At 52.1% G+C, this 23,217-nt stretch carries 21 protein-coding genes; 12 read left to right on the top strand and 9 right to left on the bottom strand.

What is annotated here, in order from left to right; genetic code table 11:
* Positions 1–143 precede the first annotated feature (143 nt).
* The 8 genes from OCU43_RS08810 to OCU43_RS08775 form a co-directional block, all read right to left on the bottom strand.
* Positions 144–1,007, bottom strand: a complete 864-nt coding sequence (locus tag OCU43_RS08810; RefSeq protein WP_091353585.1) for a hypothetical protein — start codon at positions 1,005–1,007, stop codon at positions 144–146.
* 107 nt (positions 1,008–1,114) lie between these two features.
* Positions 1,115–1,411 carry a hypothetical protein gene (locus OCU43_RS08805; RefSeq protein WP_091353582.1) on the bottom strand — a complete coding sequence of 99 codons (297 nt, stop codon included), beginning with the start codon at positions 1,409–1,411 and terminating at the stop codon, positions 1,115–1,117.
* Between the two features lie 513 nt (positions 1,412–1,924).
* Positions 1,925–3,106 (bottom strand): acetyl-CoA C-acyltransferase, encoded by a 1,182-nt coding sequence (locus OCU43_RS08800; protein ID WP_091353579.1) that lies wholly within the window; start codon positions 3,104–3,106, stop codon positions 1,925–1,927.
* A gap of 100 nt (positions 3,107–3,206) precedes the next feature.
* Positions 3,207–4,136, bottom strand: coding sequence for a branched-chain amino acid ABC transporter permease (locus OCU43_RS08795; RefSeq protein WP_091353576.1), 930 nt, complete (start codon positions 4,134–4,136; stop codon positions 3,207–3,209).
* A 24-nt stretch (positions 4,137–4,160) separates the two neighbouring features.
* Positions 4,161–5,048, bottom strand: coding sequence for a branched-chain amino acid ABC transporter permease (locus OCU43_RS08790; protein WP_091353573.1), 888 nt, complete (start codon positions 5,046–5,048; stop codon positions 4,161–4,163).
* 149 nt (positions 5,049–5,197) lie between these two features.
* Positions 5,198–6,400, bottom strand: a complete 1,203-nt coding sequence (locus OCU43_RS08785) for an ABC transporter substrate-binding protein (RefSeq protein ID WP_091353570.1) — start codon at positions 6,398–6,400, stop codon at positions 5,198–5,200.
* Positions 6,401–6,481: 81 nt separating this feature from the next.
* Complete coding sequence (locus OCU43_RS08780; protein ID WP_091353567.1) at positions 6,482–7,192, bottom strand: ABC transporter ATP-binding protein; 711 nt, start codon at positions 7,190–7,192, stop codon at positions 6,482–6,484.
* On the bottom strand, positions 7,189–8,013 hold the full coding sequence (locus OCU43_RS08775; protein WP_091353564.1) for an ABC transporter ATP-binding protein: 825 nt from the start codon (positions 8,011–8,013) through the stop codon (positions 7,189–7,191). The genes OCU43_RS08780 and OCU43_RS08775 overlap by 4 nt, the downstream gene beginning before the upstream one ends.
* 286 nt (positions 8,014–8,299) lie before the next feature.
* Between OCU43_RS08775 and OCU43_RS08770 the strand changes: the two genes are divergently transcribed.
* From OCU43_RS08770 to OCU43_RS08715, 12 genes are all read left to right on the top strand, one after another.
* A complete protein-coding gene (locus tag OCU43_RS08770) occupies positions 8,300–8,695 on the top strand; it encodes a MerR family transcriptional regulator (protein ID WP_091353561.1) in 396 nt (131 codons plus the stop codon).
* Between the two features lie 129 nt (positions 8,696–8,824).
* Entirely contained in the window at positions 8,825–9,991 is a 1,167-nt protein-coding gene (locus OCU43_RS08765; RefSeq protein WP_091353560.1) for an isovaleryl-CoA dehydrogenase, read from the top strand.
* 180 nt (positions 9,992–10,171) lie between these two features.
* Complete coding sequence (locus OCU43_RS08760; protein ID WP_091353557.1) at positions 10,172–11,779, top strand: carboxyl transferase domain-containing protein; 1,608 nt, start codon at positions 10,172–10,174, stop codon at positions 11,777–11,779.
* A gap of 14 nt (positions 11,780–11,793) precedes the next feature.
* A complete protein-coding gene (locus tag OCU43_RS08755; protein ID WP_091353949.1) occupies positions 11,794–12,597 on the top strand; it encodes an enoyl-CoA hydratase/isomerase family protein in 804 nt (267 codons plus the stop codon).
* Positions 12,598–12,602: 5 nt separating this feature from the next.
* Complete coding sequence (locus tag OCU43_RS08750; protein WP_091353555.1) at positions 12,603–14,594, top strand: acetyl/propionyl/methylcrotonyl-CoA carboxylase subunit alpha; 1,992 nt, start codon at positions 12,603–12,605, stop codon at positions 14,592–14,594.
* A gap of 2 nt (positions 14,595–14,596) precedes the next feature.
* Positions 14,597–15,499, top strand: a complete 903-nt coding sequence (locus OCU43_RS08745) for a hydroxymethylglutaryl-CoA lyase (protein WP_091353552.1) — start codon at positions 14,597–14,599, stop codon at positions 15,497–15,499.
* Positions 15,500–15,667: 168 nt separating this feature from the next.
* Positions 15,668–16,246, top strand: a complete 579-nt coding sequence (locus OCU43_RS08740) for a peroxidase-related enzyme (protein ID WP_091353549.1) — start codon at positions 15,668–15,670, stop codon at positions 16,244–16,246.
* Between the two features lie 86 nt (positions 16,247–16,332).
* Positions 16,333–18,024 (top strand): AMP-binding protein, encoded by a 1,692-nt coding sequence (locus OCU43_RS08735; RefSeq protein WP_091353548.1) that lies wholly within the window; start codon positions 16,333–16,335, stop codon positions 18,022–18,024.
* Between the two features lie 94 nt (positions 18,025–18,118).
* Positions 18,119–18,943: a class I SAM-dependent methyltransferase gene (locus OCU43_RS08730; protein WP_091353545.1), complete on the top strand. Its 825-nt coding sequence runs from the start codon at positions 18,119–18,121 to the stop codon at positions 18,941–18,943.
* A gap of 75 nt (positions 18,944–19,018) precedes the next feature.
* Positions 19,019–20,512: a DEAD/DEAH box helicase gene (locus OCU43_RS08725; RefSeq protein ID WP_091353543.1), complete on the top strand. Its 1,494-nt coding sequence runs from the start codon at positions 19,019–19,021 to the stop codon at positions 20,510–20,512.
* A gap of 94 nt (positions 20,513–20,606) precedes the next feature.
* Complete coding sequence (locus OCU43_RS08720; protein WP_091353541.1) at positions 20,607–21,557, top strand: ketopantoate reductase family protein; 951 nt, start codon at positions 20,607–20,609, stop codon at positions 21,555–21,557.
* A gap of 47 nt (positions 21,558–21,604) precedes the next feature.
* Positions 21,605–21,949, top strand: a complete 345-nt coding sequence (locus OCU43_RS08715) for a HopJ type III effector protein (RefSeq protein WP_091353538.1) — start codon at positions 21,605–21,607, stop codon at positions 21,947–21,949.
* A 467-nt stretch (positions 21,950–22,416) separates the two neighbouring features.
* Here the strand turns inward: OCU43_RS08715 and OCU43_RS08710 are convergent, their stop codons facing one another.
* Complete coding sequence (locus OCU43_RS08710) at positions 22,417–23,217, bottom strand: sulfite exporter TauE/SafE family protein (protein ID WP_091353534.1); 801 nt, start codon at positions 23,215–23,217, stop codon at positions 22,417–22,419.

Genomic DNA, 23,217 nt, shown 5'->3' with positions numbered 1-23,217 from the left:
ACACAGAGCACACTGAGAAAAGAGCTGATTCAGTTAAAGTAGCTGGATCAATGACTCTGACCCTATGATTTGGCACGTAATTGCGCAGCAATTTAAGTGACAGGTTGCCAAGTCCGTTGCTGCCACTTGTTATGCGCTGCCATTTAAAGATGCCCCTGCTTAACGCTGAAAAATACGTTGTTTTTCTTGTCTAAGATACCAAGGTCCAAACCTTCAAGATGCCAATCGAGATTAAATTTTGAAGGTGGTTCTAGATTAGCTTCCTTGTAGATACTGTTTACAAATTCCCTCTCACCAAGCCTCGGATCTATTTCAAGAATTCTTCGTGTGTAATGATCTGCCAACCTAATCAAATACAAGGGATGGCCAGAAGTCATTATCGGATTGTTCATATACACAGACCCTGGTTTCATTCCCAAAGTTGCATATTTTTCATGGACGTCCCACATCCTTTTTCGCTCATCAGTCATAGAGCCACTTGCATCTGATTGCTCAAATACTGAGTGGTCAAAAATCGCTATAGCGTGAAAACTTTTTCTATCTACAAACGCGAAAAGGACTTCATTCGTTCTTTTCGATAGCCCAGATTGTTCAAGGGTCATATCAAGGTGAAAATGATGAAAACCTTTGGTATTTAGAATTTGATCTTTATCTTCCCATCCATCGACTTCACCATCTTTAACTCTCTGAACAGGTGTATACCCTTTCTGGTGTGCTCTGTGAGATAAAAATGGATGTAACGATTCTCCATTCCTCACTTTATCCAAAAGACTATTGATGTCTTCCTTTAGAGTTTTGTATCGCTTATCTGAAGTTAACTCGGGTGCTCTGTGTACCGTTCTGATTCTTGCAGGTACTTGCCGAGTCTGCCAATGAAGATAATGAATCACTACTTCATTTATATTCTTTGACTCCAACTCTTCCAATGTCTTTTTTTCATTAGGAAAAAAAGGTAACTCCTTAATGAGCTTATTCTTGAGTCTATTTATACTTTTTGATTCTTCCATACACATCATTCTTCATAAAAAGGGCGATATTTCTATATTGCCTGCCGCATAACGCCGCATTCAGCGGCATGTCCGCTGTAATTATTTGTTAAGCGATGAGTAATGTTTCATATATAGAATACCTTTTCGGGTGCTTTCGTTTCTAATTCACCGAAAGTAAGTGTAATTTTTGCGCCACGCATGAAAGGTAAAGCCACCAACCCTGTTTTTAAATATTCAAATAATTCAATCGAATTTTCACAAGAAAAGACCGCCTCTGCGTCACCGCCATCAATTGCCATATCATCACCGAGATATTCTCCTAGACCTGCTCTTACGATTTCTTCCTTAGCCAATTTAATATAATTATGATAAGGAATAATGTCTCGCAATCCATGTTTAAAATATATAGTCAAATGTTCCATCGCACACCTTAACGTATTCGCTTAACAGCTAAATATACGACAACGGATTTGGAGAAATACGACAAGTTGTCGTATATCACAGTATCTAATCAGGTTAGAAATCCCACCCAACCATCTGAATTTTAATGATTTATATAAAGATTCTACTTTGTGGAAACACGACAGTTTGTCGTATATCTGCAGAAATACGACAAAATGACCATTAATAAGATTTATTCTCACTCTGACTCCCTGAGCTGAGGTGTTGTTACCCCTTGATTGATCAATACTTGCATAGAAAGCGATAAGATAAAAGCGCATTAAGCCACTGTTTTAAAGATCTTCACTTTCCCTAACCCACGCCCCTGGCGACACCCTGTTTTTGACGCTCAAGCAATGAGCAAGTCACGCTTTGTGTGACATTCTAACCACTAGCCACTAGCCAGCGGCGCAGCCGCGATCTAGCTACTTTCTCAGCTTTATTAAAAAAGGCCGACACATCTCTGCATCAGCCTTTTTAAACACTCAACCGGTCTATAACATCTCGACCGCAACCGCGGTGGCTTCACCGCCACCGATACAGAGCGAGGCGATGCCCTTTTTCTTACCCTGATTTTTCAGTGCGTAGAGCAGCGTGACCAGAATGCGGGAACCGGATGAGCCGATGGGGTGACCCAGTGCACAGGCACCGCCGTTAACGTTGACTTTTGACGCATCCAGCCCCAGTTCACTGATCGCCAGCATGGTGACGACGGCGAAGGCTTCGTTGATTTCATAGAGATCAACCTCGTCTTTGCTCCAGCCTGCCCGGGTCAGTACTTTATCAATGGCACCGATCGGCGCGATGGTAAACTCGGCGGGCAGCTGAGCATGGGTTGAATGGGCGACGATCCGAGCCAGCGGTTGTAAACCGCGTTTCTGTGCTTCGGATTCACGCATCAGCACCAGCGCCGAACCACCATCGGAGATGGAGCTGGAGTTGGCTGCGGTGATGGTACCGTCTTTTTTGAACGCAGGTTTCAGCTGACGGATCTTATCTTTGCGGGCATTGCCCGGCTGTTCATCGGTATCAACCAGCGTGTCACCCTGTCGGGTTTTCACTGTCACCGCGGCAATCTCATCTTTGAAAGCACCGCTCTCAATGGCCGCCAGCGCTTTGTCCAGTGAGCCGATAGCGAAATCATCCATCGCCTCGCGGGTGACGTTGAAATCATCGGCGCTCTTCTGGGCGAAACTGCCCATCAGGCCGCCTTCGTAGGCGTCTTCCAGGCCATCGAAAAACATATGATCAATTACCTGCTGATGTCCCATACGCATACCGGCACGGGCCTTAGGCAGCAGATAGGGTGACAGGCTCATATTTTCCATGCCGCCGGCCACCATAATATCGACCTGGCCGGCTTTCAGCTGATCATGGGCCAGCATCACCGCTTTCATACCGGAACCGCACATCTTGTTGACCGTGGTGGCCCCTGCCCCATCGTGTATACCCGCCGCGCGGGCCGCCTGACGGGCGGGTGCCTGACCCAGCCCGGCGGGAAGAACGCACCCCATAATCACTTCATCAATATCACTGCCCTGAAGAGCCGCACGTTCAAGCGCTGCTTTAATCGCAGTAGCGCACAGATCAGGAGAGCGCACCTCACTCAGAGCCCCCATCATGCCACCCATTGGGGTACGGGCCGCGCTGACAATTACAATTGAATCCTGACTCATAAATCTCTCCAATCCCACAACCATGTTACGAAATGCAATTACTCAAAAGGTAATAAGCCAAAAAGGGCGCCAGGCGGCACCCTTTTCAACTTAATAATAGTTAACCAAAGTTCTTTTTAACCAGCTTCTGGAACTCTCCGACAATACCGCTGCGGAATGCCAGCACACAGACGATAAAGATAAGGCCCATGATGATATGAATATAGTTGCCCAGCTCACCGCCAGAAAGCATATTCTGAATCGAGATCACCACCCCGGCACCCACCAGCGGTCCGAAGATGGTGCCCATACCGCCCAACAGGGTCATCAGGACTACTTCCCCTGACATATGCCAGTGAACATCGGTCAGCGACGCCAGCTGGAATACCAGCGTTTTTGTTGAACCGGCCAGCCCTGCCAGCGCCGAGGAGATAATAAAGGCCACCCACTTGTAATCATTGACGTTGTAGCCCAACGATACCGCACGGGGTTCATTTTCCCGGATCGCTTTGAGGATCTGCCCGAAAGGTGAATGCACCGTACGCTGCACCAGCCAGAAGCCGAAGATAAAGATCGCCAGCACAAAGTAATACATAGCAAAGTTATCATTCAGGTCGATCAGGCCAAACAGCGCTCCGCGGGGGACCCCCTGCAAGCCATCTTCACCACCGGTAAAGGGCGCCTGCAGGTAGAAAAAGAACGCCAGCTGCGCCAGCGCCAGGGTCACCATAGCAAAGTAGATTCCCTCGCGCTTGACTGCCAGCTTGCCGTAAACAGCACCCAGCAGCCCGGCCCCCAGGGTTCCCGCCAGAATTCCCAGTTCCGGCGTCAGGCCGGTGTGCAGCATCAGATAACCGGTGATATAACCGCCGGTTCCAAGAAACACCGCATGACCAAAAGACAGCAAGCCAACAAAGCCCAGCAACAGGTTGAAAGCACAGGCAAACAGCGCGAAACACAGCAGTTTCATCAGAAAAACCGGATAGACAAGGCTCGGTGCCACCAGTGCTATGACGATCAGAAACAGATAGAGCTTATTTATTTTTATCATCTCATTTATCCCCTGCCAGATGGCTCAGGCCTCTTTACCAAACAGACCGGCCGGCTTAACCAACAGCACGATCACCATAAACAGGAAGATGACGGTAGTGGATGCTTCCGGATAGAAAAACTTCGTCAGCCCTTCAACGACCCCCATCATCAGACCGGTAAGAATCGCCCCACCAATCGAGCCCATCCCACCAATAACCACAATGGCAAACACCACGATCAGAATATTGGAGCCCATCTCCGGACTCACGGAATACACCGGCGCCGCCAGCACCCCGGCAAAAGCGGCCAGTGCCACCCCAAAGCCAAAGGTCAGCGTGGTGATCAGCGGCACATTGATACCGAAGCCCTGCATCAGTTGAGGATTTTCCGTACCCGCTCGCAGATAGGCGCCCAGCTTGGTTTTTTCGATCACCCACCAGGTGCTGAAGCAGACCACCAGCGAGCTGACGATGATCCAGGCTCGGTAGTTCGGCAGGTACATAAACGGTAACTTGGTACCGCCTTTCAGTTCAGCCGGAATCTGATAAGGCAGACCGGAAGAACCATAGAAATGGGTAAACAGCCCTTGCAGCACCAGAGCGACCCCAAAGGTCAGCAACAAACTATAGAGGTGATCCTCATTGGCGATGGGACGCACCAGAAAGCGCTCCATCAGGATCGCCAGAACACCAACCGCCAGCGGCACCAGCAGCAGCGCCCACCAGTAATTGATGCCCATATAATTGAGAGCCATCCAGGCAAAGAAAGCGCCGAGCATATACATCGCGCCCTGCGCGAAGTTTATGATTTTTAACAGACCAAAAATAATCGCCAGACCGAGACTCAGCAGTGCATAGAATGAGCCGTTGATCAGCCCCACCAGCAGCTGTCCCGACAGCGCAAACAGATTTATACCAAATATCGTCGCCATAACATCACCCAGAGAAGCAAAGATGGTGTATGTAACCGTCCCCTTCAAGCCGGTTACATACAGTCCTTTCAGACTTACTTTTTATGAAAAGACCGGAGGGTATGCAGCGGCGCTGCACGCCCTCCTGATTTCAGGCTATTGCTTAAGAATTACTTGAAATCACACTCAGGCAGCATCGGATTAAACGCAACATCACCGGGGATAGTCGCTTCGATGTTGTAAATATCATCGGCAGACTTACGGCTTGCAGCATCTTTGATGCTCACCAGCAGCATATCGTGAACCATCCGGCCATCGTTACGCAGGTAGGCATTACGGGCGAAGAAATCATCCGGCTTAGTGGCCTTCATCTGCTTCATAACCGCATCGGAGTCATCCGTACCCGCCGCTTTAATGGCATTGAGATAGTGCATGGTCATAGAGTAAGCACCCGCGTGCGGCATAGCAGGGATAGAACCGTGACGCGCTTTAAACCGGGCAGACCATTCACGGGTCTGGTCATCCATATCCCAGTAGAAGCCAGTAGTCGCCTTCATGCCTGCAGCGATAGCAGGATCAAGCGCCTGGGCGTTAGGGGTGAATACCAGCAAGCCAGCAACATCAGTGGTTTCAGTCAGACCAAACTCTGCAGCGGTTTTCAGCGAGTTAACGAAGTCAGTACCGGCGTTTGCCAGACCAACCACATCAGCACCTGAAGCCTGCGCCTGCAGAACATAAGAGGAGAAGTCAGTGGTGCCTAACGGTGCGCGTACAGCCCCAACGACTTCACCACCACTGGATTCGATAACCTTAGTGGCAATCCCTTCCAGCGCGTGACCAAAAGCATAGTCTGCTGTGATGAAGAACCACTTCTTCTTACCGGATTCAACCATCGGCTTAACGGTACCGTTTGCCAGTGCCGCTACGTTATAGGTCCAGTGTGCATTGTAGGGAGAACAGGCTTTAGTGGTGAAAGCATTACTGGCAGAAGCCGAGATCAGCGCGATCTTCTTAGCGTCGGTCAGCACTTTAGTCACGGCACCTGTTACCGATGAGGCTACCAGGCCGGTTACCACATCAACATTCTCATCTTCGATCCACTGACGCACTTTCGCAGAGCCTACATCCGGCTTGTTCTGGTCATCAGCACTAACAATCTCGATTGGCTTACCGAGTACGGTGCCGCCAAAATCTTCGACCGCCATCTCGACGGCGGTAACACAGCCCTGGCCACAGATATCAGCATATACGCCGCCCATATCCGCCAGAACACCGATTTTAACCACATCGTTAGAGATGCCTTCGGCCTGAACACCGGTGGCTGCGGCCACGCTCATCGCTACAGCCAGTAGGGTCTTCTTCATTGCTTTCATTTTGTCACTCCTGCTTGAGAACTTGTTATTTTTATCGAACTTCATGTTTAGAGCTTTTTTACTACAACGCGTTTTCGGGCTTTAAACCCCCAGATAGGTATTCAACAGTTCCGTTTTTGCTTCCAGCTCATGCTTCTGAACCTCTTCTACGATATGACCATGTTCCATAACGTAGTGACGATCAGCGATAGGCGCAGCAAAACGGAAGTTCTGTTCAACCAGCAAAACTGTCAGGCCCCGCTCCTTGAGCATCACCAGAACCTCAGCCAGTTTTTGCACAATGACCGGAGCCAGCCCCTCTGTAATCTCATCGAGTAACAGAATATTTGCACCGGTTCGCAGAATGCGGGCCATCGCCAGCATCTGCTGCTCCCCGCCGGAGAGGCGGGTCCCCTGGCTATAACGACGTTCAGCCAGGTTGGGGAAAATGTCATAAATCTCTTCAACGCTCATACCATCGGAGCGAACGTTGGGCGGCAGCATCAGGTTCTCTTCCACATTCAGACTGGAGAAGATGCCCCGCTCTTCAGGGCAGTACCCCACCCCCAGATGGGCGATCTTATGAGCGGCCATACCGATGGTTTCATTACCATTGATATTGATCTTGCCGGTACGCCGCCCCACCATGTTCATAATCGCTTTCAGCGTGGTCGACCGGCCGGCGCCGTTGCGTCCCAGCAGGGTCACCAACTCCCCCTGCATGATGGTCATGTCGATGCCATGGAGAATATGAGATTCACCATAGTAGGCATGCAGATCGCTGATACGCAGCTTTTCACCTGTTGAGCTCATGCAACGTCCTCCTTCTTCGCAGCATTCGCGGCAGCGGTTTCTGCGGCAATGGCATTAGCCACCTCGTCATCCGCTTCAACCCCCATATAGGCTTCACGGACACGGGGATCCTGAGACACGGTTGCATAGTCGCCCTCGGTAAGAATGGCGCCTCGTTGTAATACGGTAATCTTGTCGGCCAGCTGAGCCACCACATGCAGGTTATGCTCAACCATCAGAATGGTACGGTTCGCCGAGACTTTTTTAATCAGATCGGCCACCACACTGACATCTTCGTGGCCCATGCCCTGGGTCGGTTCATCCAGCAGCAGCATCTCGGGGTCCAGCGCTAAAGTGGTCGCGATCTCCAATGCGCGTTTGCGACCATAGGGCAGATCCACAGTCACGGTGTTGGCATAGCCTTTCAGCCCCACCTCATCCAGCAGTTCAAGAGCCCGGGCATCGAGTTTTTGCAAAACCTTTTCCGACTTCCAGAAATGAAAGCTGTTGCCCTCTTTTCGTTGCAGGGCGATGCGCACATTCTCAAGCACTGAGAGGTGTGGGAACACAGCAGAGATCTGAAATGAACGCACAATCCCTTTACGGGCGATCGCAGCGGATTTCATATAGGTGATATCTTCACCGTTGTAGAGAATAGTGCCTCGGGAGGGTGTCAGAAATTTCGTCAGCAGGTTAAATACCGTTGTCTTACCGGCGCCATTAGGGCCGATCAGCGCGTGTATTGTTCCCCGCTCAACCTGAAGATTTACATCGTCAACGGCGGTAAAGCCCTTGAATTCCTTAACCAGATTCCTGGTTTCGAGAACGTAGTCGGCACTCATGCAGAACCAGCCTCACATATATTTGTTTTTATTATCGGATGGACAAAATAACGCTTTGCCCATGTCAGCCTTGGAGCCAAGTTAGCAATTTCCCCTACAGGATAACAAGTACTACTTTAGTATAATAAGAAGTGTCTCCACATAAAATAAATGATATTTATATTTATATATCAATAACTTAAGAACAATCCTACGAAATGTAACATTCAGGGCAATTTAAAAAACATACTTTACGTTTACGTAAACTTCCGCTACATTTAATCCCATAAGCGTCAGGAAGCAGATTATGAACACACGTACTTTTTCTATCAGTGAGCTGGCAAGTGAGTTTGATGTCACCACACGCAGCATTCGCTTTTATGAAGACCAGCAACTGCTCTTCCCCACCCGCCGTGGGCAAACGCGCATCTACAGTGCCCAGGACCGAGTGCGGTTGAAGCTGATTCTCAGGGGTAAGCGGCTCGGCTTCTCGCTGGCGGAAACCCGGGAACTGTTTGCTCTATGGGATGAAACCCCGACCGGCAGTATGAAACAGCTGCAGCTGCTGATGGCTAAAATTGAAGAAAAGAAAGCAGCCCTTGAACAGCAGTTAAATGATATCGCCATGCTTCAACTGGAACTGGACAGCGCAGAGAGTCGCTGCCGCGAAGCGATGGCTGATCTGACGGAGAAAACGCTCTAGACCGCCCAAGCAGGTCAGCAGATAAAGATTGATCAATAACGTAGTAACAACAATAAACACAAACCGGAGACGAAAACGGCAGCGACAACAAACCTGCCCTATCGACTCCCTAAGCCAGGTGGACAGAAAATGATTGCACAGTACAGCTCACTTAATTTCGGACTCGGCGAAACTCTGGATATGCTGCGGGAGCAGATTAACAGTTTTGCTGCACAGGAGATCGCTCCCCGCGCCGAGCAGATCGATCATGATAATGAGTTCCCCAATGATCTGTGGCGTAAATTCGGTGATATGGGTCTGCTGGGTATTACCGTGAAAGAGGAGTATGGCGGTGTCGAGATGGGCTATCTGGCACACATGATCGCGATGGAAGAGATCAGCCGTGCTTCAGCCTCTGTTGGCCTCTCTTACGGTGCCCACTCTAACCTCTGTGTTAATCAGATCCACCGCAATGGTACCCATGAGCAGAAGCTCAAATATCTGCCAAAACTGATCAGCGGCGAACATATCGGCGCGCTGGCGATGTCTGAGCCGAATGCTGGTTCCGATGTGGTTTCAATGAAACTGACGGCGCGCGACAACGGTGACCACTACCTGCTCAATGGCAACAAGATGTGGATCACCAACGGTCCTGATGCCAACACCTATGTCATCTATGCCAAGACCGATCTGACTGCCGGGCCTAAAGGGATCACCGCCTTTATCGTTGAGCGTGATTATCCTGGTTTCTCCCGTCATCAGAAACTGGACAAACTGGGAATGCGCGGCTCCAACACCTGCGAGCTGGTTTTCCAGGATTGCCCGGTGCCTAAAGAGAACATTCTTGGCGAACTGAACGGTGGTGTTAAGGTGCTGATGTCGGGTCTGGACTATGAGCGTCTGGTGCTGGCCGGTGGCCCACTGGGTATCATGCAGGCGGCAATGGATATCACCATCCCCTATACCCGCGACCGGGTACAGTTTGGTAAAGCGATTGGCGAGTTCGAAATGGTACAGGGCAAAGTGGCCGATATGTACACGCTGATGAACGCCTCCAAGTCCTATGCTTACACCGTCGCCAATGCCGCGATGCGCGGTGAAACTTCCCGTAAGGACTGTGCAGCCGTCATCCTCTATACCGCAGAGATGGCCACCAAAATTGCCCTGGATGCGATCCAGCTGCTCGGCGGCAATGGCTATATTAACGAGTTCCCCACCGGTCGCCTGCTGCGTGATGCGAAACTCTATGAGATCGGTGCCGGTACATCGGAGATCCGCCGGATGCTGATCGGTCGTGAGCTGTTCCTGAATAAGTAAACCCGTTTTCCATCAGTGGACTTTATGGGGAAGGGTGTTCTGCACCTCCCCACTTTTTCACTGTGAATCATGACGAATTCAGACAAGGCGTCTTTTAACATTGATCAGACAGGCGTGACGGATGAACAGATTATCCAACGGCTCTGAGAGAGGTGTTAACAGTGACGCCGGAGAGATGTAATGGCAACGATAAAAACAAAAATTAATCCCCGCGCAGAAGAGTTTCGTGCTAACTACGACGCCATGGACGCAATTGTCGGCGACCTGCGGGATAAAGCAGCACAGATTCATCAGGGTGGCGGCGCCAAATATCAGGAACGTCACCTCTCCCGCGGTAAACTGCTGCCCCGGGAACGGATCAACGCCCTGCTGGACGAAGGCTCGCCCCTGTTAGAGCTGTCACAACTGGCCGCCTATAAGGTCTACGATGACGATGTACCCGCTGCGGGCATCATTACCGGTATCGGCCGTGTCAGTGGCGTTGAGTGTATGATTATCGCCAACGATGCCACCGTTAAGGGCGGCACCTATTTCCCACTGACGGTGAAAAAACATCTGCGGGCACAGGAGATCGCCGAACAGAATCACCTGCCCTGTATCTATCTGGTGGATTCCGGTGGCGCCAACCTGCCACAACAGGATGATGTTTTCCCCGACCGCGATCATTTCGGCCGCATCTTCTATAACCAGGCGCGCATGTCTGCCAAAGGGATTCCCCAGATCGCCGTCGTTATGGGCCTCTGTACTGCGGGTGGCGCTTATGTTCCGGCGATGGCGGATGAATCCATTATTGTGCGCAATCAGGGCACTATCTTCCTGGCTGGACCACCTCTGGTAAAAGCCGCAACCGGTGAAGTCGTCAGCGCCGAAGATCTGGGCGGTGCCGATGTGCACTGTAAAGTTTCCGGGGTCGCCGACCATTACGCCGAAAACGATCAGCATGCGCTGGAGATCGCCCGCACCTGCGTGGCCAACCTGAACCGCCGCAAAGAGATCAACATTAAAACTCAGGCCCCCAAAGAACCGCTCTACCCGGCTGATGAGCTGTACGGCATTGTCGGTACCGACCTGAGAAAACCCTACGATGTTCGCGAAGTGATTGCCCGCATCGTCGATGGTTCTGAATTTGATGAGTTTAAAAAACTCTACGGCACCACACTGGTGACCGGATTTGCCCATATCCACGGTTATCCCGTTGGCATCATCGCCAACAACGGTATTCTCTTTGGTGAGTCAGCGCAGAAAGGCGCCCACTTTATCGAGCTGTGCTGCCAGCGCAAAATCCCGCTGCTGTTCCTGCAAAACATCACCGGCTTTATGGTGGGGCAGAAATATGAATCAGAGGGTATCGCCAAGCATGGCGCGAAGATGGTGATGGCGGTGGCCTGTGCCGATGTGCCTAAATTTACCGTACTGATCGGCGGCAGTTTTGGTGCCGGCAACTACGGCATGTGCGGCCGGGCCTACAGCCCTAACCTGATGTTTATGTGGCCTAACGCCCGCATCTCAGTGATGGGCGGCGAACAGGCAGCAGGGGTTCTGGCAACCGTTAAACGGGATAATATGAACCGTACCGGTGAACAGTGGTCGGCTGAAGATGAAAGCGATTTCAAAAAACCGATCATCGATACCTATGAGCATCAGGGACACCCCTACTACGCTTCTGCCCGTCTCTGGGATGACGGCGTTATCGATCCAAAACAAACCCGCGATGTGATCGGCATGAGTCTCTCTGCCGCACTTAATAAGCCGGTGGGTGACACCCGCTTCGGTGTATTCCGGATGTGATGGAGGATCAGACAATGACAATCAATACACAACAACTGGTGCTGTTGGAAAAAAGCGCCAACGGCGTTGCCGAACTGATTATCAACCGCCCAGAGGTGCACAATGCTTTTGATGATGGTGTAATCGAACAGCTGATCCACAGCCTTGAAGCCACCCATGAAGACCCTGAAGTGCGGGTATTGGTGCTGCGCTCCCGGGGTAAGAACTTTTCTGCCGGTGCCGACCTGGGCTGGATGAAGCGGATGGCCAACAACACCCATGAAGAAAACATGGTGGATGCCGGCCGTCTGGCAAAACTGATGGAACTGCTGCACAACCACAGCAAACCCACCATCGCCCTGATTCAGGGCGCCGCCTACGGTGGTGCCGTCGGTCTGGCCGCCTGCTGCGATATCGTGATTGCCGCCGAGAGCAGTTCATTCTGTCTTTCAGAAGTCAAAATCGGACTGATTCCCGCCGTGATCAGCCCCTATGTGGTACGTGCCATTGGTGAACGTCAGTCACGCCGCTATTTCCTTACCGCAGAACTGTTCAGCGCCCAGGCTGCGCAACAGTTTGGGCTGGTGCATGAAGTGGTGGAAAACGTTGAGCAACTGGACGAAGCCTGCGACCGGTTTATCGCCTCGCTACAAAAAAACAGCCCCCAGGGGATGAAAGCCGCTAAACAGCTTATCTATGCCGTCAGCCAGAAAGAGATCACCAGCGAAGTGATCGATGACACGGCCCGTCGCATCGCAGATATCCGCGTCAGCGACGAAGGTCAGGAAGGACTCAGCTCCTTCCTGCAGAAGCGTAAACCGAACTGGATTCAGGAGTAAGCGGCATGTTTAATAAAATTCTAATTGCCAACCGTGGGGAGATCGCCTGCCGGGTTATTCAGACCGCTCACCGTCTGGGTATCCGTTGTGTTGCTGTCTACTCTGAAGCCGATAAAAACGCCCGTCACGTGGCGATGGCGGATGAAGCCTTTCTGCTGGGGCCTGCCCCCAGCAGCGAAAGTTACCTGCGCGGTGACAAGATTCTTGAGATCGCCAAACAGTCCGGCGCTCAGGCGATCCACCCGGGTTATGGTTTCCTCTCAGAGAACGCCGAGTTTGCCCGCGCCTGTTTCGATAACGGTATCGAGTTTATCGGGCCACCCACGAGCGCGATTGAAGCGATGGGCTCCAAATCCGCCGCCAAAGAGATTATGTCTCACGCAGCGGTGCCACTGGTGCCGGGTTATCATGGCGAAGATCAGTCCCCGGCACTACTGAAAGAGGAATCGGTGCGTTGCGGCTTTCCCCAACTGTTGAAAGCGGTGGCTGGCGGCGGCGGTAAAGGGATGCGGGTGGTTAACTCTATTGATGAGTTTGATGAAGCGCTGAAATCCGCCTGTCGTGAGGCGAAAAACGCCTTTGGCAACCCGGATATGCTGATTGAGCGTTACCTCACCCAACCCCGTCATGTTGAGATCCAGGTGTTCTGCGATAAACAGGGCAACGGCGTTTATCTGGCGGAGCGGGACTGTTCGGTGCAGCGTCGTCACCAGAAAGTGATCGAGGAAGCGCCAGCCCCTAACCTGTCCGATACAACCCGTAAGGCGATGGGTGAAGCAGCGGTGCGCGCCGCTCAGGCGATCGATTATGTGGGTGCAGGTACGGTTGAGTTTCTCTATGACGTGGATGGTTCCTTCTACTTTATGGAGATGAACACCCGCCTGCAGGTTGAGCATCCGGTTACCGAGCTGATTACCGGGCAGGATCTGGTGGAGTGGCAGCTGCGGATAGCCAGTGGCGAACCGCTGCCGTTGCAGCAGGACGAGATCCGTATCAATGGTCATGCACTGGAAGCCCGGGTGTATGCGGAAGACCCTGATAACGATTTCCTGCCCGCCACCGGCATCCTGCGTTATCTGCGCACTCCGCAGGAAAGCCAGCATGTTCGGGTAGATACCGGCGTGGTGGAAGGCGATGAGGTAAGTGTCTTCTATGATCCGATGATCGCCAAACTGATCGTCTGGGATGATAACCGTGACCGGGCCATTGCGCGGATGGAGCAGGCGCTGGAGGAGTACCGCATCAGCGGCCTGAAAACTAATCTGCGCTTCCTGCGTAATCTGGCAGGCAGTGCGCCCTTTAAGGCGCTGGATCTGGATACCGGCTTTATTGATAAACATGAAGCATTGCTGTTTCCGGCCAGCAATCTGAACAGCGCATTCTGTCTGGTCATGGCGGCTTGTTTCTTCAGTGAAAAAACCAAGCAGCAGGCCAATAACCCGGACGACCCTTATTCACCCTTCGGTTATCAGAACAGCTGGCGGCTTAACTCAGAATATGCCCGCCCGCTGACACTGATCCATGCTGACACCGACTACCAGTTAAGCATTCTGGAAGGCGGCAATAAAGGTCAGTATCAGGTACAGATCGATGATGCCAGCTACCAGGTCACCGCGCAGCTGAATGATGATCTGCTGGATGTGGTGATCAATGGTCACCGCCTTAGCGTGCACCTGTTTAACGATGGCGATCAGCTCACCCTGTTCCACGAAGGCGAACAGTTTATCTGTGAGCAGCACCGGGAAACCTTTGGCAGTGATGATCAGGCTGGCGATAACAGCCTGACAGCCCCCATGAATGGTGCGGTAGTCGCGGTACTGGTTGAAGCGGGACAAGCGGTTAAAGCTGGAGACACGCTGGTGATTATGGAAGCGATGAAGATGGAACACAGTCTGAAAGCACCCCATGACGGCACGGTTGCTGAGATCTATTTCGCTGAAGGCGATCTGGTTGAAGATGGTGCGGAACTGATCTCTCTGGATGTAACGGAGGCATAACGATGGCATTTCCAACACATCTTCGCCTGTTCGAAATGGGAGCCCGTGACGGTTTGCAGAACGAGCCTGGAGCGGTGATTGATACGGCCATTAAGATAGAGCTGATCAACCGGCTGAGTGAGTGCGGGCTGCGTCATATTGAAGCGGCCAGCTTTGTGTCGCCCAAATGGGTGCCGCAGATGGGCGATGCCGCTGCCGTTATGAACGGTATCAACCGTAAAGCGGGAGTGACCTACTCTGCACTGACACCCAACCTGCAAGGACTTGAGGGCGCCATCGCTGCGGGCGCTGATGAGGTTGCTGTCTTCGGCGCAGCCTCTGAAGCGTTCACCCAAAAGAATATCAACTGTTCGATCAGTGAAAGTCTGGAACGCTTTGCCCCGGTGATTGAACGGGCTCAAGCCTGCAATATCCGGGTGCGTGGCTATGTTTCCACGGTGATGGGCTGTCCTTATGAGGGAGAGACAGATCCCGCTCAGGTGGCTGCTGTCAGCCGTGAGTTACTGGATATGGGCTGCTATGAGATCTCTTTGGGCGACACCATTGGCACTGGTACGCCGCTTAAAGCCAAGCAGATGCTGGAAGCAGTGAGCAAGCAAGTGCCTATAGAGAAGCTGGCAGCACACTTCCATGACACTTACGGACAAGCCCTGGCGAATCTGTATGCGGTGATCGAGGAAGGGATCGCGGTGATCGATGCCTCAGTTGCCGGTCTGGGTGGCTGCCCTTATGCCAAAGGCGCATCAGGCAATGTCGCCACCGAGGATGTCCTTTACATGCTGAATGGGCTGGGCATCGACACCGGCGTCGATCTTGAAAAACTGGCGCAGACCGGTCACTGGATTACCGCTCAGCTGGGTCGCACCAGCGGTTCCAAAGTGGCTCTGGCCATCGGTTGTCAATAAACACAAAGGGACAGTGAATAGATTTAATCCGATCTTAAAACTTTCCTCTTGAAAGAAAGTAAGGGTTTACCCTAATATAGAGCAGATATCCAGGTTCCTGCTTATGGACCCGGGCGGAACAATCCCGCTTATCTGCTCTGACGGACAAAAATAATACGGAGTAATACCATGTCTCAACCTGATCATATTACCGCGCTGGACCTGCACTACCCGTCACGGGAAGAGCTGCCCGACGACGTTAAAAAATATTTCGATGTTTGCGATGCAAAGCTGGGCATGATCCCCAATGTCCTCAAGGCCTACAGTCAGAACCTGGCTCAGCTGGAGGTGTTCTCCCGTTTCTACAATGAGATGATGTTCGGCGACAGCAATCTGACCACCCTTGAGCGGGAGATGCTAGCGGTAGCCGTATCCTCTCAGAATCACTGTTTTTACTGCATCGCCGCCCACGGTGCTGCAGTGAGAAACTATTCTGGCGATCCGGCACTGGGCGAGTTGCTTGCTATCAATTACCGCGCCGCTGAACTGTCAACTCGCCACCGGGCGATGCTGGATTTCGCCGTTAAGATGACGGTATCTCCCGACTGTATTGAGGAGAGTGATCGTCAGGCGCTGCGGGATGCAGGATTCAGCGACCGGGATATCTGGGATATTGCGAATGTAGCCGGCTTTTACAATATGACCAACCGGGTAGCAGGCGCCGTGGATATGCAACCTAACCCTGAATACCACTCCCAGGCACGTTAAACAGATGAGCGGATATCCGTGCTGATCAGGCTGACAGCACGGATATTTAAACCCTCAATATATAAAAATAATGAAGGGATGAAGCAATGAGCAATGCACAACCCAGTTATACCAGTGGCACCAGCAACACTCCCCTGCTGGGCATGACGATTGGCGAAAAGTTTGATGAGATCTGCGCCACCTATCCCGATAATGATGCGCTGATTGTTCACTATCAGGATATTCGCTGGACCTACACCGAGCTGAAAGAGAAAGTTGAACAGTGCGCCCGGGCCCTGCTGGCCATCGGCGTTAAGCCCGGTGATCGTGTTGGCATGTGGTCGCCCAATACCGCCCAGTGGACGATCACCCAGTTCGCCACCGCCAAAGTTGGTGCGATTCTGGTGAATATCAACCCGGCGTACCGTCTGCACGAGCTGGAATATGCCCTGAATCAATCGGGGGCTAAGTTTCTGGTGACGGCTGACAGCTTTAAGTCATCCAATTACACGGCAATGCTGCTGGAGCTGGCGCCCGAACTGAACAACTGCGAGATTGGGCAGCTTAAGTCGGCCAAACTGAAAACCCTGGAATGCATCATCAACCTGGCGGATGAGCAGCATCCCGGCATGTGGCGCTGGAACGCCTTTATGAAGCAAGCTGACAAGGTTGATCTGCAACAGGTTAAGGATATTCAGGCATCCCTGCAGTTTGATGACCCGATCAATATCCAGTACACCTCTGGCACCACCGGTTTCCCTAAAGGCGCGACCCTGAGTCACCACAATATTCTGAATAATGGCTTCTTTGTTGCAGAGAGTCAGAACTTTACCGACAAAGACCGGCTGATCATTCCCGTACCGCTGTACCACTGCTTTGGCATGGTGATGGGTAACCTGGGTTGCATGACGCACGGCGCAACCATGATCTACCCCACCGAAGGTTTTGAACCGAAAGCGGTACTGGAAGCGGTCGAGAAGGAAAAAGCCACCGCACTCTATGGTGTGCCCACCATGTTTATTGCCGAGCTGGATCATCCGGATTTTGATAACTATGACCTTTCCAGCCTGCGCACCGGTATTATGGCCGGATCAATCTGCCCCGCCGAGGTGATGAAAGCGGTCAATTCCAAAATGCATATGAAAGAGGTGCAGATCGCTTACGGCATGACCGAGACCAGCCCGGTCTCCACCCAGACCCGGGCGGATGATCCGTTTGAGAAACAGGTCACCACCGTGGGCCGTACCCAGCCACACCTGGAAAGTAAAATTATCGATCCTCTGACCGGGCGGATACAGCCGCGGGGCGAAATCGGTGAACTATGCACCCGGGGTTACAGTGTGATGATCAAATACTGGAACAACGAAGAGGGCACCAAAAGCGCCATCGATGAGCACCACTGGATGCATACCGGCGACCTGGCGACCATGGATGAAGACGGCTATATCCAGATTGTTGGCCGGATCAAAGATATGGTGATCCGAGGCGGCGAGAACGTCTATCCGAAAGAGATCGAGGAGTTTCTCTATACCCATCCGAACATCATCGATGTTCAGGTTACCGGTGTACCCGACAAAAAATATGGTGAGGAGCTGATCGCCTGGGTGAAACTGAGCGCAGATTCAGAAAGCGTCACCGAGGAGCAGCTGCGGGATTTCTGCAAAGGGCAGATCACCCACTTCAAGATTCCGCGCTACTTTAAGTTCGTTGATGAGTTTCCGATGACCGTGACTGGCAAGATTCAGAAATTCAAGATGCGTGAGATCTCGATCAAAGAATTGGGGCTGGATGATATCTGACCTGCTGATTTACCGTTAGACTATCAGGGCTCAAGCGTATTAACGTCAGGTTAAATTACGCTGGGCCCTGTTCTTTTTTGCACTGGAAATACTGATGGATATAGAGCACCACTACAGCGCTCACATGGCTGAAACCGCCCTGCTAAACACCCTGAAAGAATGTTATCCCGCAGGGCCGACACTGTATCAGTTGGCTCCAATCGATCAGTTGCATATCGGCGGCATCAAAGCGTCAGAAAAGCTCCTGCAACAGCTGGAACAGACGCAACCCAGACGTATTCTGGAGATAGGTAGTGGTGCAGGCGGACTGATGCGGATGATCAATAGCCGCTTCAGTGCAGAGGTGACTGGTATCGATATCACCCACCGTTTTAATACCCTGAACCGCGCTCTGACCGTGCTGACAGATAACTCAGCCGCCCCGGTAATCACCTGTGATGCGCAACAACTGCCCTTTGCTGACAACCGTTTTGACTGCATTATTCTGCAGCACAGTCTGCTGAATATTCCGGATACAGGGCGCTGCCTGCAAGAGTGTCTGAGAGTACTGGATGGGAATGGATCGCTGTTGCTACACGAGGTATTAGAAGGCCCCCACTCCGCCCGTATGACCTATCCGGTGCCCTGGGCACGCTCCGCAGATCAGTCACATCTGATTACCTTTGATACGCTATCTACATTGCTGGAGAGAAGTGGCTTTCAACTCAGCACGGCAGAAAACTGGTCAGAGGAAGCACTGCAATGGCGTCAGCGGCAAGCGGATAAAGAGAAGCACAGTGAAAAATCCCCTGCAGCCCCGCCAGTCTCACCGATTCAGATTCTCGGTGAAGCGTTTAAGCAGATGGGCCCCAACGTCATCACCAACCTCAGTGAGGGTGCGGTCGAAGTATGGCAACTGAGTTGTACGGCAACGTTATAATCACTGCCAATCCCACGGCCTTTCCTGTATCCTTCGCGCTCGTCATTTTGACAATACTGTTGATAGAGAGAGTGCATGAAATTTACTGATCTGGGCCTGTCGGCACCGATACTTGATGCCGTTACCGATAAAGGTTACGAGACCCCTTCCCCCATTCAGGCGCAGGCGATTCCCGCTGTACTGGAGGGCAAGGACCTGATGGCTGCCGCTCAGACCGGTACCGGTAAAACTGCCGGTTTCACCCTGCCTCTTCTGGAACTGCTAAGCCGTGGCGAACGCGCCCAGGGCAACCAGATCCGTGCACTGATACTGACCCCGACCCGGGAACTGGCTGCACAGGTTGCCGAGAGTGTGCAGGACTATGGCAAACATCTGCCATTGCGCTCCGCAGTCGTCTTCGGTGGTGTCAGCATCAATCCCCAGATGATGCAGCTGCGCAAAGGGGTCGATATTCTGATCGCCACCCCCGGTCGTCTGATGGACCTGTATAATCAGAACGCCGTTAAATTCAACAAAGTTGAAGTGCTGGTGCTGGATGAAGCGGACCGGATGCTGGATATGGGCTTTATCCATGACATCAAAAGAATCATCAACCTGCTGCCTAAACAGCGTCAGAACCTGATGTTTTCAGCCACCTTCTCCGATTCAATCCGCAATCTGGCCAAAGGGCTGGTCAACAACCCGGTCGAGATCTCTGTCACCCCGCGTAACACCACCGCAACCAATGTAAAACAGTGGATCTGCCCGGTTGATAAGAAACAGAAATCGGCACTATTCAGCGCCCTGCTGGCCGAACACCAATGGCATCAGGTGCTGGTGTTTACCCGCACTAAACGCGGTGCCAACCAGCTGTGTAAGCATCTGGATGCGGGCGGCGTCAATGCCGCGGCCATACACGGCAATAAAAGTCAGGGAGCCCGCACCAAAGCGCTGCTGGAGTTTAAACAGGGTAAAATTCAGGTACTGGTGGCAACCGACATCGCTGCCCGGGGCCTGGATATTGATCAGCTCCCTCAGGTCGTTAACTTTGACCTGCCCAATGTAGCAGAAGACTATGTTCACCGGATCGGCCGTACCGGTCGTGCCGGTGCCAGTGGCCAGGCGATCTCACTGGTCAGCGCTGATGAGTTTGACCAGTTGTCAGATATCGAGCATCTGATTGGCCGGATACTTGATCGGGAGGAGGTTCTGGGTTTTCAGCCGCTACATAATCTGCCCGAATCCAGCCTCAATAAGCGTAAACGCAAACCGAATAAGCCCAAAAGAGCTAAGCCTCAGGCTGAGCACAAAGATGGCCAGCGCTCGGCAGATGTTGCCCGTGGCCACAAGCCCGCCGGTAAAAACAAGCGTCACCGTGCCAGCGGTGCAGGTCGTCAGGAAGCCGCGTTAACCTCGGCTAAACCTGCCCAGCGTAAACCCGCACAGGCCAAGGCTGCCCAGGGCAACGCTTCTGGCAACAAGCAACAACCCGCGAACCGTGGCGGACGTTCCAACAGTGGAGGCAACAGCCCGGCCAAACCGGGGAACCGTCGCCCGGCACGGGGCAGACCCGGCATTTCCCGCGGTTAAAATTGTCATTCACAACGGCTTCCCGGGTGGAAATCGTTATCTTTTCAGGTAAAGTGCTACCCTCATCCAGAAACTGATATGAGCAGGTAGCACTATGCGTTTTCTTTTCATCGGTGCCGGTGGGATAGGCTGCTATTACGGCGCCCGACTGCAACTTCAGGGCCATCAGGTATGCTACCTGGCCCGGGGCGAGCATCTGCAGGCGTTGCAACAAAACGGACTGCAGGTAAGCCATCCTGACCTCAGTTTTAATCAACCGGTCGACGCGGTTGATATCGATAGCCTTCAACGGCAATACCCGTGCAACAGCTTCGACCTTATTCTGCTGACACTCAAAGCGGGCGCTACCGCAGCGATTCTGCAACAGTTGAAAGACTGGCTGCACACTGCTGAGGTACCAGTTTTATCACTGCAAAACGGTGTGGATAACGAACCTCTGATTGAACAGGCTCTGGGACGCCCACGCACTTTGGGAGGGCTGGCGGTGCGCATCGGCGGTCATATCATTGCGCCGGGACAGATTGAGGCCACAGGCCCCGCCCAGGTGGTGATGGGTAGCTGGCCAAACCAAAGCAGCGATCAGGCCTGCAACCCCAGCACCTTAGAACCGATTGTAGATGTGTTGAACCAGGCGGGCATCCCTACCCGGCTGAGTGCGGATATCCGCCATGAACTATGGCGTAAACTGCTGATTAATAATGGCGTCAATCCGCTTTCAGCATTAACCCGACTGGACACCCGCAGCCTGACATCACACCCCACCTATGGCAAAACGGTTTATCGCATGATGCAGGAGGTCGCCGCCGTTTCCGTTGCCGATGATGTCATCCTCAGCAAACAGGATGTCGATGAGATGTTTGAACTGATCAGCAGCTTTGATGCGATCAAAACCTCAATGCTGGTCGACAAAGAGAAGGGACGACCGCTGGAACTGGATGGCATCAGCGGTGCTGTTCTACAACGGGCCGTTCAGCTCGGCATCGATGTGCCCAACACGGAACTGGTTCACGCATTGCTGCAACAGCAGGAACAACCCTCCTTATAGAGCAATACACTTAAATCGCAGAAAATAGTAATCAACAGGAATACCGAATGGATCTTAAGCAGTTTCTTGAGCAACTTGATGACAGTGGTCGTTTTGATTTTGAAGACACAATGGCGACTATCGCAGCAAACTACGACTACACACCGGCCCGCTTCACCAATGGCGAACTGGTGAATGAAGCCGGCACCAATGAAGGCTCCTGCAAAATCTTTGCTTTCGCCCGCTTGAATGGACTGTCAGAGCAGCAAACCCTGAACTGCTTTGGTCGCTTCTATCACAACGATGTACTTGAGAATCCCCAGGGCAGCGATCACGGTAACATCCGTAATTTTATGGTGCATGGCTGGTCGGGCATCATTTTTGAGCAAACGGCGTTAACCGCCAAACCTTGATCTGAATCAAGTACTGAACAATGACGCCCCTTTTAGACAGGTAAGCCTCCCATTCAAGCCAAAATTAAGACTTTTTCCTATATTCTCACGACCACAATATAGCGATACTTATCCGCGTTGGATCGACGCTCTTCATGGACTTGAAGAACAGGCTGGGGGACATGGCAGTATAAACGCGATATGGACATGACCTATCGGCAGGACGCTGACTGGTATTTCGCAGAAAATTTCCATGGATGGGAAGCCTCTTCCGGGATTGCGAAGAGGTTACAGTATGGACCTGTTTTATACAGGGCAGCTAAGCAAGCACAGTTTAAAAAAAGAGCTCAGGGACCTGAAGCTCTTTTTTTATGTCTGAAATTTTTAGTCCTTGCCCTTTAGCAGACTTTGCAGCCCACCGGATACCGGTTCTTAGCATCCGCCACAGTAAAGCGCTTTCTCTATTGTGCGGCTCTGTGGCCAATGCATCAGATAACTGAACTGATCATCTTAATTGCCAGCCCCAGTAGTAATACTGCAAATACTTTCTTGAGTACCGGCACTGGTAACCGATGGGCAACATGCGCTCCCACAGGCGCTGTAAAATAGCTCATCATTGAGATAAGCACGACACCGGGCAGATAGATAAACCCAAACACGTAGTCGATCTGCAGATCTGCTGATAAACCATTGACAAGATAGCCAATGGAGCCTGCCACTGAAATTGGCAAACCGATGGCCGCAGAGGTACCAATCGCTTTCTTTACATCAACATTGTGCCAGCTCAGATAGGGTACGGTCAGCGTCCCGCCACCAATAGAAACCAATGCCGAGATACTGCCAATTACACTACCGGCAGCAAACAGCCCGGGCGTGCCCGGCAGATTTCGCGAAGGTTTAGGTTTGATATTCAGAAACATCTGAGCCGACGCATACACCAGAAAACAGGCAAAGAATATCCCAAGGGATGCCGAGCTGAGTACCGAAGCCAGAAAAGTCGCCAGAAACGCTCCGGTCACGATCCCCGGCGCGATAAGTCTTACTACCGGCCACAGCACCCCTCCCTTTTTATGGTGGGCACGCATACTGGAGATCGAGGTAATCACAATCGATGCCATCGAGGTACCCAGAGCAAGATGCACCACCTGCTCCTGAGGAATCCCCTGCCAGATAAACAGGGATGTCAGCACCGGCACCATCACCAGTCCTCCACCGATGCCTAACAGGCCCGCAAGAAAGCCGACAATCGTTCCCAGCGCAATAAAGGCGACAATCAGTCCAATATCCAT

This window comes from Amphritea atlantica (assembly GCF_024347255.1).
In the GTDB taxonomy this organism is placed as follows: Bacteria; Pseudomonadota; Gammaproteobacteria; order Pseudomonadales; family Balneatricaceae; genus Amphritea; species Amphritea atlantica.
Note: the sequence above shows the minus strand (reverse complement) of the source record. Positions and strands in the feature narration are given on the sequence as shown.